Genomic DNA, 16,939 nt, shown 5'->3' with positions numbered 1-16,939 from the left:
CACGGTGTGTGTCCCACCCTTCCGACCGTCCCCTCCGCCGAGGACCAGTTCCTCGCCGAGCGCCGCCGCCGCGTCGTCCGCGACGCGGTGGCCGCCCTGCCCGGTCGCTGCCCCCAGCTGGTCGCCGCCCTCGCCGAGGACCCGCCGCCTACGTACCGCGAACTCTCCGCACGCCTCGGCATGCCCCGCGGCTCCATCGGCCCGACCCGCTCCCGCTGCCTCGCCTGCCTCCGCGCCCTCCTCCACACCGAGCGCTACCCATGACGCCCCCCGGGCCGGCCCCACCCCGTCCAGCTCCCGGCCGCCCCTGCCTCCACTCGCGTGACCCTCGCCACGTCCGGTTGTCGTCCCCTCCTCCCGGCCTCCTCCCGGCCCCCTTCCGGCCCCCGCGCGGGCTTCGCGAACCCCGCCGTCCAGCCCCCGGCCGTCCCTCCCTCCACTCGCGTGACCCTCGCCACGTCCGGCCGCCAAAAGGTTGAGAGGAGCTGACACCCGGGTAGAGCGCTGGCGAACCCAGCTCTTGACGGTGTCGCGATCACTCGGATACTGAGCGTGAGCGCGTCACCCTCTGCGCGCCGGGCACGACGATGGGGAGGCCCCAGCACATGGGCATGAGCGTGATCATCTCGGCGGCGGACGCCGAGGACGCGGAGCAGATCCTCAAGCTCCAGTACCTCGGCTACCAGGCCGAGGCCGAGCTGTACGGCGACTGGGCGATCGAGCCCCTCACGCAGACTCTGGAGAGCCTGCGCGCCGAACTGTCCGAGCAGCACTTCCTGGTCGCCCGCCTCGGCGACGAGGTCGTCGGCACCGTCCGCGGCCGGGTCGACGACGACGGCATCGGCCGGATAGGGCGTCTGGTCGTCCACCCCCGGATGCAGCGGCACGGCCTCGGAGGCCGCCTCCTGGAGGCGCTGGAGCGCCGCCTGGCCGAGGACGGTGGCCACGTCACCGCCTACCGCCTGTTCACCGGCCACCGTAGCCTCGGGAACCTTCGCCTGTACGCCCGCCAGGGCTACCTGCAGACGGGCGTCGAGCAGGTCAGCGGCAGTCTGAGCTTCGTGCACCTGGAGAAGCCCGTCGCGACGCCGTTCGCCGCGACCGCCTGAACCCTTCGCGCCGCCCCGCGGATTCGGCGCCGCTACGACCAGGACAGCCACGATGCGGCCTGTCCCGAGGCGGCGCCGATTCGCGTTTTTGCAGGTCAAAGCGATTCGTGTCCGCATTGCGGACAGCGCATCCAGATAATTGGGCCTCGAACAGCCCATCTGATTTACTGGCTCACATGACTGCGACGACGAATTGGACCCCCACCGGCACCATGCCGGCAGGTGAGCGTGCCATGTGCCGTCGAATGTGTCACTGCTGAGGGCCACCGTCCCCACTCCTCGCGCCCCGAAGCGAGACCCCGGCGCCGCTCCCGTTCGTGTGAGCGCGCCCAGCCTGCCGCACCCCCCTGCGTCCGCATGCCCGCCCACCCGCGGCTGCCGATGACTCGTAAGGGCCACGCCGTCGCGCGGCCCGGCCGCCCAGCGGCCACGATCAAGGGGTGGCAGGTCCGGATCCCCCTGGCGAAGCGCCGTAGACGCCGCCGACCGCAACCCGGTCGGGCGGTCGACGCGCCGCCCGCCCCCGACCCACGGAAGCTGCTGTGATCACCACCACGGACCTCACGAAGGTCTACCGCTCCCGAGGCCGCGAGGTGACCGCCCTCGCCGGTGTCGACCTGCACGTCCGTCCGGGCGAGGTCTACGGAGTCGTCGGCACCAGCGGCGCCGGCAAGTCCACCCTCATCCGCTGCGTGAACATGCTGGAGCGCCCGACCTCCGGCACCGTCACCGTGGACGGGGTCGAGCTGACCGCGCTGTCCGGAGGCGAGAACCGGGCCGGCAAGGAGCTGCGCGAGGCGCGGCGCCGGATCGGCATGGTCTTCCAGCACTTCAACCTGCTCGCCTCGCGGACGGTCCAGCAGAACGTCGAGCTCCCGCTGGAGATCATCGGCCTCGACCGCACCGGGCGCCGCCGCAAGGCCGCCGAACTGCTCGACCTGGTCGGCCTCGGCGACAAGGCCCGCAGCTACCCCAACCAGCTCTCCGGCGGCCAGAAGCAGCGCGTCGGCATCGCCCGCGCCCTGGCCGGCGACCCGAAGGTGCTGCTCTCCGACGAGGCCACCTCGGCGCTCGACCCGGAGACCACCCGCTCGATCCTCAAGCTGCTGCGCGACCTCAACCAGCAGCTCGGCCTGACCGTCCTGCTGATCACCCACGAGATGGACGTCATCAAGTCCGTCTGCGACTCCGCCGCCCTGATGCGCGGCGGCCGGGTGGTCGAGGCGGGCGAGCTGACCGACCTGCTCGCCAAACCCGGTTCGGAGCTGGCCCGCGAGCTGTTCCCGCTCAGCGAGTTCGGCACCGGCCACCCCGGTTCGACCGTGCTGGAGATCACCTTCCAGGGCGACGCCCCGGCCCAGCCGTTCGTCTCCCAGCTCGCCCGCACCTACCAGATCGACATCAACATCCTGGGCGCCGCGGTGGAGACCATCGCCGGCCGGATGGTCGGCCGCATGCGGGTCGAGCTGTCCGGCGGCCACCAGGACAACGTGGTGCCGATCGGCTACCTGCGCGAGCAGGGCCTGCAGGTGGACGTACTGGGCGCGGCGGACGGAGCGGTGGCATGACCTGGGACCAGATGCAGGCCCTGATGTGGCCGGCCACGCAGGAGACCTTCCAGATGGTGGGCCTGTCCGCGCTGTTCACGGTGCTGCTCGGCCTGCCGCTGGGCGTCCTGCTGGTGCTGACCGACAAGGGCGGCCTGCTGGCCAACCGGGCCGTCAACAAGGCCGTCGCCTTCGTCGTGAACATCGCCCGCTCGGTGCCGTTCATCATCCTGATGATCGCCCTGATCTCGTTCACCCGCTGGCTGGTGGGCACCTCCATCGGCTGGCAGGCGGCGACCGTGCCGCTCACCATCGGCGCCATCCCGTTCTTCGCCCGCCTGGTCGAGACCTCCGTCCGCGAGGTCGACCGCGGCCTGGTCGAGGCCGTCCAGTCGATGGGCGCCGGCACCTGGACGATCGTGCGCAAGACCCTGCTGCCGGAGGCGCTGCCGGGCCTGGCCGCCTCGGTGACCACCACGATCATCACGCTGATCGGCTACTCGGCGATGGCCGGCACGGTCGGCGGCGGCGGCCTCGGCACCCTGGCCGTCAACTACGGCTACCAGCGCTTCGAGACGGCCTTCATGTGGGTGATCGTCGCCGAGCTGGTGATCATCGTCACCGCCGTCCAGCTGATCGGCGACTTCGCCGTCCGCCGCCTCGCGAACCGCGGCCGCTCCGGCGGCGGCCGGACCCGCCTGCTGCGCGGCACCCCGGCGGCCCGCGACGAGGACCTCGTCGCCCCCTAGACCTCCCGCGCCCGACTCCGGCCGCGGCTCCCCGCATCACGCAGAAAGGCACTTTTCGTGCGCAACGCCCTGAAGTTCACCAGCGTCCTCGCCACCGCGGGCATCGCCCTCTCGCTCGCCGCCTGCGGCAGCTCCGGTTCGTCGTCCTCGGACCCGAACGCGCCGCTGACCGTCGTCGCCAGCCCCACCCCGCACGGCCAGATCCTCAAGTTCGTCAAGGACAACCTCGCGGACAAGGCGGGCCTGAAGCTCGACATCAAGGAGGTCACCGACTACGTGACCCCCAACACCGCGGTGCAGGACGGCTCGGCCGACGCCAACTACTTCCAGCACGTCCCGTACCTGGAGGACTTCAACAAGAAGCACGGCACCGACATCGTCTCGGTCGAGCCGGTGCACCTGGAGCCGCTGGGCGTCTACTCCAAGAAGGTCAAGTCGATCGCCGACCTGCCGGACGGCGCCACCGTCGGCCTGCCGAACGACGCCACCAACGAGGGCCGCGCCCTCAAGCTGCTCGCCGACAACCAGCTCATCACGCTGAAGGACGGCGTCACCACCGCCGCCACCCCGGCCGACGTCACCGGCAACCCGAAGCACCTCAAGTGGAAGGAGCTGGAGGCCGCCCAGCTGCCCCGCTCCGTCGCCGACCTCGACGCCGCCGTCATCAACGGCAACTACGCGCTGGACTCCGGCCTGAAGCCGGCCACCGACGCGCTCGTGCTGGAGAAGGCCGAGGGCAACCCGTACGCCAACATCCTCGCCGTCAAGAAGGGCAAGGAGAACGACCCGCGGGTCAAGAAGCTCGCCGAGCTGCTGCACTCGCCCGAGGTGAAGAAGTACATCGACGACACCTTCAAGGGCTCGGTCGTCCCGGCCTTCTGATCGTCGGACAACTCCGCACCCCGTGCCGCCCGACCGGGCCCCCGCCGCACTCCGGCGGGGGCCCGGTCGGGCAGTATGCACCAGGGGCGCCCGGCCCGGGGGCGTTCTGACGTACCGTCGTGCGGGCGGCGCACCACGTGGTACCCGGGGCGCGCCGGAGGCGTACGGTGTTGTGTTCACGACCCGGCGAGGAGAGACGGCATGGCAGCGAGCTTCCCCGAGACCGCCATCAGCACCGAACGGCTGTTGCTGCGGCCGCTTTCGGAGGACGACGCGCCCGGTCTCGCCACGATGATGGCCGACGACCTCGTCCTCGCCTGGACGGACCTGCCGCACCCCTTCACCGAGCAGTACGCGGCCGACCTCGCCCGCACCCTCGCCCCCTCCCACCGGGCCGCCGGGCGCGGCATCGTCTTCGCCGTCACCGAGCACCTCACCCAGCGCCTGGTCGGCCTGGTCGAGCTGCGCGCCACCGACTGGCGGCTGCGCAGCACCGAGATCGCCTACGTCACCGCCGCCTGGGCGCGCGGCGAGGGCTACGCGCCGGAGGCCGTCCTCGGCGTCGCCCAGTGGCTCTTCGAGGACCGCGGCTTCCTGCGCCTGGAGATGCGCACCGCCGCCGGGAACACCGCCGCCCAGCAGGTCGCCCAGAAGATCGGCGGGATCAGCGAGGGCGTGCTGCGCAGCGCCTGGATAGTCCGGGGGGAGTCCGGCGAGGTGGTGGGGGCACCTCCCGGCCGCCAGGCCGGGGGAGAGAGCCGCAGTGACGTCATCCTGTGGAGCCTCCTGCCCGAGGACATGGAGGCCCCCGAGCCCGAGCACTCCGGCCGGCACGGCGACCACCGCTACGTCCTGCGCGACTGACTCCCCACCGGGCCGCCCCCGGGCTTCGCGCACACGTGTGCGGCACTCCCCCGGCCCGGCGGCCGGGAGGTGCCCCCGGCGCGGGGCGGGAACACACCCGGTAGCCTCTGTCCGGCGCCGTACTGCGGCGCGGTTTGTCGGCGCACCGAGGTGCGCACCGGGGCGCGCACCGAGTCGAGGGAGAACGGCCGCAGATGGCTGACCGGATCACGGTCATCGGGTGGGACGGCACGCCGCTGACCGAGGCCGCCGGCGCGGCCCTCGCCGCGGCGACCCTCGTCGCCGGCGCCCCCTACCAACTGGGCGCACTCCCGGTGCCGCCCGCCGCCGAGCGGATCGTGCTCGGCAACATCCGCCAGGCCGCCCGCCGGATCGCCGAGCACCGCGGCGCCGCGGTCGTGGTCGCCGAGGGCGACCCGGGCTTCTTCGGCGTCGTCCGCACCCTGCGCCGCCCCGAGTACGGCCTCGAACTGGAGGTCCTGCCCGCCGTCTCCTCCGTCGCCACCGCCTTCGCCCGGGCCGGCATGCCGTGGGAGGACGCCCAGGTGGTCAGCGCCCACGGCGGCCGGCTGCGCCGCGCGGCCAACATCTGCCGGGCCCATCCCAAGGTCGCGGTGCTCACCGCCCCCGGCGCCGGGCCGGGCGAACTCGCCCTCATGCTGCGCGGGGTCCACCGGACGTTCGTCGTCTGCGAGGGCCTCGGCACGCCGGACGAGGACGTCACCGTCCTCACCTCCGACCGGATCGCCGACCACGCGTGGCGCGATCCCAACGTCGTCCTGGTGATCGGCGGCAACAGCGGCGCCCCGGCCGTGCCGGTGGACGAGGCGGCCGGCTGGCTCGCCGGGCGCCCGCTCGGCTTCCCCGGCGCGGACCGCGGCTGGGCGCTCCCCGGCGACGCCTACGCGGGCGCCGGGCGCGCGGCGGACGACCCCGGCGCATCGGAGGCGCTTCCCGCGCACGCGCGCGCCCTGGTGCTGGCCCGTCTGGGTGCTCGTCCGGGGGACCTGGTCTGGTCGGTCGGCGCGGGCAGCGGCGCCCTCGCGGTGGAGGCGGCCCGCTTCGGCGCGGCCGTCGTCGCCGTCGAGGCCTCCCGCTCGGCCTGCGCCCGGATCACCGTCAACGCGCGCCGCTACGGCGTCGAGGTGGAGACGGTGCACGGGCAGGGCCCCGAGGTGCTCGGCGGACTGCCGGAGCCGGACGTCGCCGTGGTCGAGGCGGGCGGCCTCCAGGTCGTCCGCGCGGTGCTGGCCCGCAGACCCGAACGGTTCGTCACCGTGGCCCGCACCTTCGCCGAGGCCGAGGAGTTCCGCCGGGCGATCACCGAGGCCGGCTACCGGGCGGACGGCGCCCTGCTGCAGTCGGCCCCGCTGCTCGCCGCCGACGGCGGAGGGGTGGCACTGGGGGCGGACGGAGCGGGCGCGCTGTTGCTCTGGGGTGAGCAGATCGTGTGAAGGCCCCGGGCCCGGCCGGTGTTCCGGGTGAGGATGCCGCAGGGGGGCCGGCGGTGATCCAGGTCGCATCCGGACACTGATTCGAGAGGTGACGGCGCCGGGCCGGTAGTGTGGCGTCCTGGTCGGCGGCGGTGGTCGGTGACCTGCCCGATCCGGTCGGTTTGTCACCCTTTTGACGTGGTGCAATCCGGCCGCGCTCGGAGTGTGGGCAATTCGACGGGCCGCGTGCCGGACCTGGAGAATGCCGTAGGGTCCGGTGCGGTGGTGCCGGTCGCCCCGGGTTGTCGTTGTTTCAGATGGCGGGCCGCCCCACAGGGGGAGGCGCGTGGGCCGGGGCGCGGCAGCTCACCGGAATGACTTTGGCCGCAGCGCCTCGGCGCGGCGGCCGTACGTGGTTGAGGGGCGGGTCGGTGCAGGCCCGGCCCGTGCGGATGGGCGCTGCGGTCGGTGATCGTGTCGCCGAGGGCGCGGCAGCGGCCTGGAAGGAGCTTTGACGATGACCGATGGCGGCCATGTCCCGGGCGAGGGACTGCCGGAGCACCTGCACACCGGGCCCGACCCGCTCGGCGGCCCGGAGGGGGTCGTCGCCGCACCCGTGCAGGGCGTCGCACCCGTGCCGGGTGTCATGACGGACGGCGGAGCGATCCCGAACCCCTCGGTGCCCGGACCCGGCCTCCACGGCGCGGTGCCGCCCGCCGTCGGCGTCATCCCGGCGCAGGGCCACCCGCAGGGCGTGCCCGCGTACGGCGTGCCCGGCGAGGGCTGGGCGGTCGACCAGGGCGCCCCGCGCCCGGCCTTCCACTTCCTCGACCAGCCCGACCAGGCGGACGGGCTCGACGACGAGGACGACGTCCTGCTGATGCCCGGCCCGCAGGGCTCGTGGGGCGAGCCGGCCGTGGCCGTCCCCGCCGAGCAGCTGCCGGCCGATCAGATGATGGTCGCGCCGCTCCAGGACGGCACGCCGGTCGAGCCGTCCTGGCCGCCGGTCGACCCGCCGGTGGCGGGCGCCGAGCAGTACCAGCAGGCCGTGCAGGCCGCCCCCGTCGCCCCGGCGGCCCCGGTGTTCCAGGAGCCGGTGACGCAGGCTCAGCCGCCGCGCCGCCCGCTGCACGCCGGTCCGCCGATCCCGGACCCGTCGATGATGACTGGCCAGGTGCCGGTCCGCTCGCTCGCCGACCGCGGCCCGTCCCTGGGCGCCACCCCCGCGCACGGCATCCCGGTCGTCGGCCGCCCGGCCGAGCCCCAGGCGCCGATGGCGGCGCCCCTGGCGCAGCCCGTCCCGGTCGCGCCGATGCCGCCGGCCGTCGACGCCGTGCCGGTCGCCGAGGTCCCGCTCGCGGTGGCGGACGTCCACCTCCCGCAGCAGGCCGCCCAGGAGATCCCGGGTGGCGTGCAGGTGCCGCTCGGGGAGCCGGTCACGGGCGGCGTGGCCGTGCCGACGGCCGGGGCGATCGAGGTCGTCGAGGTGGTCGAGGCCGCCGTCGCCGAAGCCGTGGCCGAGGCCGTGGTCGAGGCCGCGCCGCAGGCCGTCGCCGAGTTCGTGACCGAGCCCGCCGCCGAGCCGGTGGTCGAGGCCGCGCCGCAGGCCGTTGTCGTCGAGCCGGTCGCTGTCGAGCCGGTCGTCGTCGAGCCCGTCGTCGAGCCGGTCCTGACGGAGGCCGTCGAGGCGCCCGTCGCCGACGAGCAGTCGCAGGCCGCGCAGCCGCCCCGCCGCATCTCCGCCTTCCTCGCCGCGCCGACCCCGCACGGCCTGCCGCAGGTCGAGGCGACCGAGCAGGCGCCGGTGGCCGAGGAGGCCGTCGCGCCGCAGCCCGCTCCCATAGCGCCCGCCGAGGGCACGCCGGAGGCCGTCGTCGAGCCCGAGCCGGTGCAGCCCGCCGAGATGGTCGAGGCCGTCGCTGTCGAGGCGGTGCCGGTCGAGGCCGAGCAGCCGCAGGAGGCCGCGCCGGTCGAGGCCCCGGCCGTTGAGGCCGTGGTCGTCGAAGCAGCCGAAGCCGTGGCCGTCGAGGTCGTGGCGGCGGTCGAGGCCGTCGCCCCCGAGGTCGTCGAGGCCGTCGAGGTCGCTCACGCCGAGCCGCAGGCCGCCGCCGAGACCGCCGCCGGTACCGGCGAGATGCCGTCCGGTCAGGCCGTCCCCGCGGTCGAGGCCGAGCAGCCGCAGGAGGCCGCTCCGGTCGAGGCCCCAGCCGTTGAGGCTGTGGCCGTCGAAGCCGGCGAAGCCGTCGAGGCCGTGGCGGTCGAGGTCGTGGAGGCGGTCGAGGCCGTCGTGCCCGACGCCGAGCAGCCGCAGTCCGCCGCCGAGGTGGCCGAGGTCCCCGAGGTCGTCGAGCCCGCGGCCGAGCCCGTCCAGGACGCCCCGGTCGCCGAGACCCCGGAGGCCGAGCCCCAGCCCGCCGCCCAGCCCGTGGCCGAGCCCGTCCCCGCCGAGCCCGCCGCCGTCGAGGCCGAGCCCGCCGCCGAGCCCGCCCAGGACACCGCCGAGCAGCCCGCCGACGCCCAGGAAGACGCCCAGGCCGAGCCCCAGGACGCCGAGCAGGAGCCCGCCGAGCCCCGCGGCCCCGCCGCCCCCGGCTACGACGACGCCGGCCGCGACGCCGTCCACCAGGTGATCCGCGAGCGCCGCGACATCCGCAACGGCTTCCGCCCGGACGCGATCCCGCACGAGGTGCTGATCCGCGTCCTGGAGGCCGCCCACACCGCGCCCAGCGTCGGCTACTCCCAGCCGTGGGACTTCGTGGTGATCCGCTCCGCGAAGACCCGCCGGCGCATGCACGCCCTGGCCGAGCGCCAGCGCGAGGCGTACGCCGACTCGCTGCCCAAGGGCCGCGCCAAGCAGTTCCGCGAGATCAAGATCGAGGCGATCCTCGAAACCCCGGTCAACATCGTGGTCACCGCCGACCGCACCCGCGGCGGCCGGCACACCCTGGGTCGCCACACCCAGCCCCAGATGGCCCCGTACTCGGCCGCCCTGGCCGTCGAGAACCTCTGGCTGGCCGCCCGCGCCGAGGGCCTGGGCGTCGGCTGGGTGAGCTTCTTCGACGACGAGGAGCTGGTCCGCGAGCTCGGCCTGCCCGAGCACCTGGAGGTCGTCGCCTACCTGTGCGTCGGCTTCGTCGACTCCTTCCCGGACGAGCCCGAGCTGGAGCAGCAGGGCTGGGCGAAGAAGCGCCCGCTGTCCTGGGTCGTCCACGAGGAGCAGTACGGCAACCGCGCGCTGCCCGGCGAGGAGCCGCAGAGCCTGCTCGCCGAGACCCTGCGCGGCATCCGCCCGCTGGACGCCAAGGCGCTCGGGGAGGCCTGGGACCGCCAGAAGCGGATGACCAAGCCGGCCGGCTCGCTCGGCATGCTGGAGATCATCTCCGCCCAGCTGTGCGGCCTGTCCCGCAAGTGCCCGCCGCCGGTCCCGGAGCCCGCCTGCGTCGCGATCTTCGCCGGTGACCACGGCGTGCACGCCCAGGGCGTCAGCCCCTGGCCGCAGGAGGTGACGGCCCAGATGGTCGGCAACTTCCTCGCCGGGGGAGCGGTCGTCAACGCCTTCGCCAAGCAGATCGGCACCGAGGTCTGCGTGGTCGACGTCGGCGTCGCCGCCGAGCTGCCCGACGCCGTCCAGCAGGGCCGGGCCACCGGTCTGCTGCCGCGCAAGGTCAAGCCCGGCACCGACGACATGACCCAGGGCCCGGCGATGAGCCGCGAGGAGGCCGTCCAGGCGATCGAGGTCGGCATCGAGACCGCCCGCGACCTCGTCGCGGCCGGCAACAAGGCCCTGGTCACCGGCGACATGGGGATCGCCAACACCACCGCCTCGGCCGCCCTGATCTCGGTCTTCACCGGCCTCGACCCGGCCGAGGTCACCGGCCGCGGCACCGGCATCGACGACGAGACGCACGCCCGCAAGGTCAAGGTCATCCGCGCCGCGCTGGCCCTGCACCGGCCCGACCCGGCCGACCCGATCGGCGTCCTCGCCGCCATCGGCGGCCTGGAGCACGCCGCGATCGCCGGCTTCCTGCTGGGCGCCGCCTCGCTGCGCACCCCGGTCGTGCTGGACGGCGTGATCGCCGGTTCGGCCGCCCTGGTGGCCAAGGCGATCGCCCCCGAGGTGCTGGCGGCCTGCATCGCCGGTCACCGCTCCGCCGAGCCCGGCCACCAGGCCGCGCTGGAGCGGCTCGGTCTGCGTCCGCTGATCGACCTGGACCTGCGGCTCGGCGAGGGCACCGGTGCCCTGCTGGCCCTGCCGCTGGTGCAGAGTGCGGCCCGCGCGATGCACGATGTAGCCACCTTCGACTCCGCCGGGGTCACCGAGAAGGCCTGACGTTCCCGTCACCGCTCCGCGGACCGGCCCGAGGGCGCGCCGGTCCGCGGAGCGGCGTCTGTCCGCATCCCAACCCCGCATTCCCGATCAGGAGCACCGCCGATGAGCGCGCCCACCCCGCACCCCAGCACCGAAGGCCGTACCCCCTACCCGGTCGGGCTGCTGCTCGCCGGCCGCCGCGTGGTCGTGGTCGGCGGCGGGCAGGTCGCGCAGCGCCGGCTGCCCGCGCTGATCGCGACCGGCGCGGAGCTGCACCTGATATCGCCGAGCACCACCCCGGCCGTCCAGGCGATGGCCGACGCGGGCGAGCTCACCTGGCACGCCCGCCCCTACCAGGACGGGGACCTGGCCGACACCTGGTACGCCCTGGTCGCCACCGACGACCCGGCGGTGAACGCGCGGGTCAGCGCCGAGGCCGAGCGCGAGCGGGTGTTCTGCGCCCGCAGCGACGACGCCGCCGCCGCGACCGCCTGGACCCCGGCCAGCGGCCGGGACGCGGGCGCCACCGTCGCCGTCCTCACCGGCGACCCGCGCCACTCCGCCGGCCTGCGCGACGCCATCGTGGACGGCCTGCGGGACGGCTCGCTGGCCGCCCGCCAGTACCGCGCGCACGGCGCCGGCGTCGCCCTGGTCGGCGGCGGCCCGGGCGACCCGGACCTGATCACCGTGCGCGGCCGCCGCCTGCTCGCGGACGCGGACGTCGTCGTCGCGGACCGCCTCGCCCCGCGCGAGCTGCTGGCCGAGCTGCCCGAGCACGTCGAGGTGATCGACGCGTCCAAGATCCCCTACGGCCGCTTCATGGCCCAGGAGGCGATCAACCGGACGCTGATCGAGCACGCCAAGGCGGGCAAGTTCGTGGTCCGGCTCAAGGGCGGCGACCCGTACGTCTTCGGCCGCGGCGGCGAGGAGCTGCTGGCCTGTGCCGAGGCCGGGCTGCCGGTCACCGTCGTGCCGGGCATCTCCAGCTCGATCAGCGTCCCGGCGGCCGCCGGGGTGCCGGTCACCCACCGCGGCATGACGCACGAGTTCACGGTGATCTCCGGCCACGTCGGCCCGGGCGACGAGCGCTCGCTGACCAACTGGGAGGCCGCGGCGAAGATGAGCGGCACCCTGGTGCTGCTCATGGCGGTCGACAAGATCGCCGCGATCGCGGCGGAGCTCGTCGCGCACGGCCGCGCCGGGGACACCCCGGTCGCGATCGTCCAGGAGGGCACCACCGCGGCCCAGCGCCGGGTGGACGCGACCCTGGCCACCGTCGGTGCCGTGGTCGAGGCCGAGGGCATCAAGCCGCCGGCCGTGATCGTCATCGGCGACGTGGTCAACGTCCTCGCGGCGGCCTTCCGGAAGTAGTCACGGCGGACGGTAGTAGTCCCGGCGGAGTGGGAAGTCGGCCCGTCCGACGTCCCACTCCGCCAGGACGGCGTCCCCCGGCGGCTACTCCAGGGGCTGCTCCGTCCAGATCACCTTCCCCGTCGCCGTGTAGCGCGTCCCCCAGCGGTCCGCGAACTGCGCGACCAGGAACAGCCCGCGCCCGCCCTCGTCCGTCGTCGCCGCGTACCGCAGGTGCGGCGAGGTGCTGCTGCCGTCCGACACCTCGCAGATCAGCGAGCGGTCCCGCAGCAGCCGCACCCGGATCGGCCCGGAGCCGTACCGGATCGCGTTGGTCACCAGCTCGCTCAGGATCAGCTCGGTGACGAACGCGGCCTCGTCCAGCCCCCACGACTCCAGCCGGTCCGCCACCGCCCTGCGGACCGGCCCCACGGCGGCCGGGTCGGACGGCACCTCCCACTCCGCCACCCGCTCCGCCGCCAGCACCCGGGTCCGTGCCACCAGCAGCGCGATGTCGTCCTGTGGACGCTCCGGCAGCAGGGCGCCCAGCACGTCCGCGCAGGTCTGCTCGGGCGTGCGCGGCGGCCCGGTCAGCGCCGCCCGCAGCCGCTCCAGCCCCTCGTCGATGTCCCGGTCGCGGTCCTCCACGAGCCCGTTCGTGTACAGCACCAGCCGGCTGCCCTCGGCCAGCTCCAGCTCGGCCGTCTCGAACGGCAGCACCGCCAGCCCCAGCGGCGGCCCGGTCGGCAGCTCCGGGAACTCCACCCGCCCGTCCGGGCCGACCACGGCCGGCGGCGGATGCCCGGCGCTCGCCAGCGTGCAGCGGCGCGACACCGGATCGTAGATCGCGTACAGGCAGGTCGCCCCGGCCAGCTCGGAGCTCTCCCCGCTCGCCGCCTCATCCTGGTCGATCCGGTTCACCAGGTCGTCCAGGTGCCCCAGCAGCTCGTCCGGCGGCAGGTCCAGCGTCGAGAAGTTGTGGATCGCCGTGCGCAGCCGCCCCATCGTCGCCGCCGCGTGCAGCCCGTGGCCCACCACGTCCCCGACCACCAGCGCCACCCGCGCACCCGGCAGCGGGATCACGTCGAACCAGTCCCCGCCCACGCCCTCCTGCGCCGGCAGGTAGCGGTGCGCGACGTCCAGCGCGTTCTGCACCGGCAGGCTGCGCGGCAGCAGACTGTGCTGGAGGGTCACCGCCATCGCGTGCTCGCGGGTGAACCGCCGCGCGTTGTCGATGCACACCGCCGCGTGGGCCACCAGCTCCTCCGCCAGCGCCAGGTCGTCCGTCTCGAACGGCTCCGCCCGGTCCGCCCGCCAGAACCGCGCCACCCCCAGCAGCACCCCGCGCGCCCGCAACGGCACCCGCAGCAGCGAGTGCACCCCGTACGCCAGCACCCGCGCCGACCGCTCCGGATCCTGCTCCCGCCACTCCACCGCCTCGGCCAGCCGCGGCTCCAGGCCCGGCTCCCCGCTGTGCAGCGCCCCCGCCAGCGGCGTCGCCGGCACCACGTCCAGCACCGTCCCCACCGGGTGGAACGGCGCGTCGGACCGGACGCCCGCCACCGCGGCCCGGCGCATCCGCCCCAGCGACGGACCCGGCGGCGGCTCCTCGCCCGCCAGCACCTGCTCGGCCAGGTCCACCGTCACGAAGTCCGCGAACCGCGGCACCGCGACGTGCGCCAGCTCCTCCGCCGTCCGCGTCACGTCCAGCGTGCTCCCCACCGTCACCCCGGCGTCGTACAGCAGCCGCAGCCGCCGCTGCGCCACCTCGACCCGGCCGGACAGCGCCAGCAGCTCGGTGGAGTCGCGCAGCGTCGCGACGAAGCCGGGCGGGCCGCCGTCCCGGTCGGTGAGCCGGATGTTGACGGCCAGCAGCCGCTCCCCGGCCATCACCACCTGGTCGGTGACCGGCAGGTTCGCGGTCAGCAGTTCCTCGGGGGCGCGCTCCAGCCCCAGCTCGGTCACCAGCCGCCCCTCGGCGTCCGCCGGCAGGCCGAGCAGCCGGTGCGCCTCGTCGTTGCAGAGCAGCAGGCGCCCGTCCCCGCCGACGATCAGCACGCCCTCGCGCACCGCGTGCAGCACGGCCGCGTGGTGTTCGTACATCCGGGTCATCTCGGTCGGCCCGAGGCCGTGCGTCTGGCGCCGCAGCCGCCGGCTGATCAGCGCCGTCCCGAGCGTCGCCAGCACGACCGCGCCCGCGGCGGCGCCCAGCACCACCGGCAGTTGCCGCTGGCTCGCGGTGCTCACGTTCGCGAGCGTCACGCCGGCCGACACCAGCCCGACCACCGAGCCGTCCGGCGCGTACACCGGCACGACCGCCTGGACCAGCGGGCCGAGCGTCCCGCTGATCTGCTCGATCACCACGTGGCCCTGCAGGGCCGGTTCGTAGGTTCCGATGAACTTCTGGCCGATCCGGGCCGGGTTGGGGTGGGTGTAGCGGATGCCGTCGTTGTTCAGGACGACGATGAAGTCGACGCCCGACGCCACCCGCGCGGCCTGCGCCCGCGGCTGCAGGATCGCCGTCGGATCGGGGGAGCGCAGCGCCTCGACGATCCCCGGCGAGTGGGCGAAGGTCTGCGCGACCGCGACCGACCGGTTGCGGGCCTCGTTGTCCGCGTCGTTGCGGGACTGCACGACGAGCGCCACCCCGGCGGCCACCACGAGCAGCAGCACCACGAGGATCTGCAGCACGAACACCTGACCGGCCACGGACCGGAGGTTCACCGGCCACGCGCGACGGACGTTCTGCTGCTGTTGCCGACCATGAGGGCGTCCACCGGAGGAGCCGGCGGATCCAGAAGCACCAGAGGCCGACGGAGCCCAGGATCGACCCGGAAAACGGGCCATACGGTCATATTTGCACTCCGATCGGCGCGGGGCCAAGGCCAAACCGTCCGACTCTTTCCGCCGTTTGGCCTTCACCGCCCGGCCTTGGCAAGATCGCAGGGTGTCCGAACCCAGCACCATCACCGACCCGGCCGACCCCCGCCTCGGCGACTACACCGGCCTCACCGACGTCGAACTGCGCCGCCGGCGCGAGCCCGCCGAGGGCCTGTTCATCGCGGAGGGGGAGAAGGTCATCCGCCGCGCCCTCGCGGCCGGCTACCGGATGCGGTCGATGCTGCTGACCTCCAAGTGGCTGGACGTCATGGCCGACGTCATCGCTGAGGCCGACGCCCCCGTCCACGTCGTCGAACCGGCCCTCGCCGAGGCCGTCACCGGCTACCACGTGCACCGCGGCGCCCTCGCCTCGATGGAGCGCAAGCCCCTCCCGGACGCCGCCGCCGTGCTGGCGGGCGCCCGCCGGGTCGCCGTCCTCGAAGGCCTGGTCGACCACACCAACCTCGGCGCGATCTTCCGCAGCGCCGCCGCCCTCGGCATGGACGCCGTCCTGCTCTCACCCGACTGCGCGGACCCGCTCTACCGGCGCGCCGTCAAGGTCTCCATGGGCGCCGTCTTCGCCGTCCCCTACGCGCGCCTCGACCCCTGGCCCGCCGCCCTGACGACGGTCCGCGACGCCGGATTCACCCTCCTGGCGCTCACCCCCGCCGAGAGCGCCGTCGACCTGTCGAGCCTGGCCCCGCAGAGCCTGCCCAAGACCGCCCTGATGCTCGGCGCCGAAGGCGACGGCCTCACCCCCGGGGCGATCGAGGCCGCCGACCACGCCGTCCGCATCCCGATGGCCCACGGCATCGACTCCCTCAACGTCGGCGCGGCCGCCGCCGTGGCCTTCTACGCCGTGACGACCCCGTAGCAGCGGCCCGCCGCACCCTCGCCCGCGGGGAACTGCGCGGCCCGGAACTGCTCGCCGTCCTGCTGTCCGGTCTCGTGTGGTTCTGGTCCCCGGCTCATCAAGGGGCGCGGGGAACTGCGCGGCCCGGAAGGCCGATGCCCGCGGCTGCTCGCCGTCCCGCTGTCCGGTCTCGCGTGGTGCTGGTCCCCGGGTTGTCAGGGGGGCGCAAGACGATGGCCGGAACTCTCCGCTGCTCCGCCCCCGCGGCCCGCCGTCAGCCCGCTGCGGTGGTCGGCAGGGCCGGGGCCGCGGCGGCCGGGGGAGCGGCGGTGAGGCCGGTGCCGCCGGAGGCGCCTGCGCCGGGCCAGGACTCGTCGAGGGAGCCGTCCGGGCGGACGGTGTAGCGGGTGGAGGTGACGGCCCCGGTCTGGGCGACGCGCTCCTCCCGGACGACCGCTCCGGCGTCGAGCCGCCAGGAGGCCGTGGCCTGCGGATCGGCGGTCGAGGAGCGGGCGGCGGCGGCGACCGGGTTGTCCCCGGAGAAGGTGTACAGCTGTACGAGGTCGACCGGTACCGAGCCCTCGGCCCGGCGGAGCACGACCACCGTCGCCGGCGAGCCCTTGTACCGGGTCGGCAGCACCGAGCTGAGCGACACCTGCGGCCCGCCCGCGGCCGAGCGCCCCTCGCGCAGGGCGATCCCGGGGCCGCCCGCGCCGTCGGGGTAGGTCCGGTTGGGCCAGTCCACGGCCGGGCCCGGCGCCTGCGCAGGAGCCAGCCCCAGGTCGGCCGCACCCGTCCCCGAACCTGTCGCACCCGTCCCCGAAGCCGCCGCGCCCGTCCCCGAAGCCGCCGCGCCCGTCCCCGAAGCCGCCGCGCCCGCTCCCGTCCCGCCTCGTGCCGCCGCCGCCACGGGCGTCGCCGAGGCCGTCACCGACGCCGTCGCCGAGGGCGTCGCCGAGGCCG

Annotated in this window: 11 protein-coding genes; 10 read left to right on the top strand and 1 reads right to left on the bottom strand. The window is 74.9% G+C overall.

Translation table 11 applies throughout. From position 1 onward, the window contains the following. Positions 1–6 precede the first annotated feature (6 nt). From ACFVSN_RS20405 to cobA, 9 genes are all read left to right on the top strand, one after another. Positions 7–264, top strand: a complete 258-nt coding sequence (locus ACFVSN_RS20405) for a hypothetical protein (protein ID WP_380443612.1) — start codon at positions 7–9, stop codon at positions 262–264. A gap of 341 nt (positions 265–605) precedes the next feature. Further along, complete coding sequence (locus tag ACFVSN_RS20400) at positions 606–1,109, top strand: GNAT family N-acetyltransferase (RefSeq protein ID WP_380443614.1); 504 nt, start codon at positions 606–608, stop codon at positions 1,107–1,109. A gap of 542 nt (positions 1,110–1,651) precedes the next feature. Continuing rightward, the gene (locus ACFVSN_RS20395; protein ID WP_380494282.1) at positions 1,652–2,677 is read left to right on the top strand and encodes a methionine ABC transporter ATP-binding protein; all 1,026 of its coding nucleotides are present in this window, start codon (positions 1,652–1,654) and stop codon (positions 2,675–2,677) included. Continuing rightward, positions 2,674–3,405 (top strand): methionine ABC transporter permease, encoded by a 732-nt coding sequence (locus ACFVSN_RS20390; protein ID WP_380443618.1) that lies wholly within the window; start codon positions 2,674–2,676, stop codon positions 3,403–3,405. The genes ACFVSN_RS20395 and ACFVSN_RS20390 overlap by 4 nt, the downstream gene beginning before the upstream one ends. Before the next feature lie 57 nt (positions 3,406–3,462). Further along, complete coding sequence (locus tag ACFVSN_RS20385) at positions 3,463–4,287, top strand: MetQ/NlpA family ABC transporter substrate-binding protein (protein ID WP_380443620.1); 825 nt, start codon at positions 3,463–3,465, stop codon at positions 4,285–4,287. A gap of 201 nt (positions 4,288–4,488) precedes the next feature. Next, positions 4,489–5,151 carry a GNAT family N-acetyltransferase gene (locus ACFVSN_RS20380; RefSeq protein WP_380443622.1) on the top strand — a complete coding sequence of 221 codons (663 nt, stop codon included), beginning with the start codon at positions 4,489–4,491 and terminating at the stop codon, positions 5,149–5,151. Between the two features lie 194 nt (positions 5,152–5,345). Next, on the top strand, positions 5,346–6,605 hold the full coding sequence (cbiE, locus tag ACFVSN_RS20375; RefSeq protein WP_380443624.1) for a precorrin-6y C5,15-methyltransferase (decarboxylating) subunit CbiE: 1,260 nt from the start codon (positions 5,346–5,348) through the stop codon (positions 6,603–6,605). A 496-nt stretch (positions 6,606–7,101) separates the two neighbouring features. After that, positions 7,102–10,914, top strand: a complete 3,813-nt coding sequence (gene cobT, locus ACFVSN_RS20370; RefSeq protein WP_387956337.1) for a nicotinate-nucleotide--dimethylbenzimidazole phosphoribosyltransferase — start codon at positions 7,102–7,104, stop codon at positions 10,912–10,914. 102 nt (positions 10,915–11,016) lie between these two features. Further along, entirely contained in the window at positions 11,017–12,264 is a 1,248-nt protein-coding gene (cobA, locus tag ACFVSN_RS20365) for a uroporphyrinogen-III C-methyltransferase (protein ID WP_387595300.1), read from the top strand. A gap of 84 nt (positions 12,265–12,348) precedes the next feature. Here the strand turns inward: cobA and ACFVSN_RS20360 are convergent, their stop codons facing one another. Continuing rightward, the gene (locus tag ACFVSN_RS20360; protein ID WP_380443628.1) at positions 12,349–15,090 is read right to left on the bottom strand and encodes a SpoIIE family protein phosphatase; all 2,742 of its coding nucleotides are present in this window, start codon (positions 15,088–15,090) and stop codon (positions 12,349–12,351) included. Between the two features lie 100 nt (positions 15,091–15,190). Between ACFVSN_RS20360 and ACFVSN_RS20355 the strand changes: the two genes are divergently transcribed. Further along, positions 15,191–15,997 carry a TrmH family RNA methyltransferase gene (locus ACFVSN_RS20355; protein ID WP_380494274.1) on the top strand — a complete coding sequence of 269 codons (807 nt, stop codon included), beginning with the start codon at positions 15,191–15,193 and terminating at the stop codon, positions 15,995–15,997. Positions 15,998–16,939 lie beyond the last annotated feature (942 nt).

The sequence above is a fragment of the Kitasatospora sp. NPDC057904 genome, from assembly GCF_042887925.1.
GTDB lineage: Bacteria > Actinomycetota > Actinomycetes > Streptomycetales > Streptomycetaceae > Kitasatospora.
Note: the sequence above shows the minus strand (reverse complement) of the source record. Positions and strands in the feature narration are given on the sequence as shown.

What these genes read in the sequence shown, in the direction of transcription:
- ACFVSN_RS20400 (WP_380443614.1), top strand. Translation starts at nt 606, where the DNA reads ATGGGCATGAGCGTGATCATCTCGGCGGCGGACGCCGAGGACGCGGAG.
- ACFVSN_RS20390 (WP_380443618.1), top strand. Translation starts at nt 2,674, where the DNA reads ATGACCTGGGACCAGATGCAGGCCCTGATGTGGCCGGCCACGCAGGAG.
- ACFVSN_RS20380 (WP_380443622.1), top strand. Translation starts at nt 4,489, where the DNA reads ATGGCAGCGAGCTTCCCCGAGACCGCCATCAGCACCGAACGGCTGTTG.
- cbiE (WP_380443624.1), top strand. Translation starts at nt 5,346, where the DNA reads ATGGCTGACCGGATCACGGTCATCGGGTGGGACGGCACGCCGCTGACC.
- cobT (WP_387956337.1), top strand. Translation starts at nt 7,102, where the DNA reads ATGACCGATGGCGGCCATGTCCCGGGCGAGGGACTGCCGGAGCACCTG.
- cobA (WP_387595300.1), top strand. Translation starts at nt 11,017, where the DNA reads ATGAGCGCGCCCACCCCGCACCCCAGCACCGAAGGCCGTACCCCCTAC.
- ACFVSN_RS20360 (WP_380443628.1), bottom strand. Translation starts at nt 15,090, where the DNA reads ATGGCCCGTTTTCCGGGTCGATCCTGGGCTCCGTCGGCCTCTGGTGCT.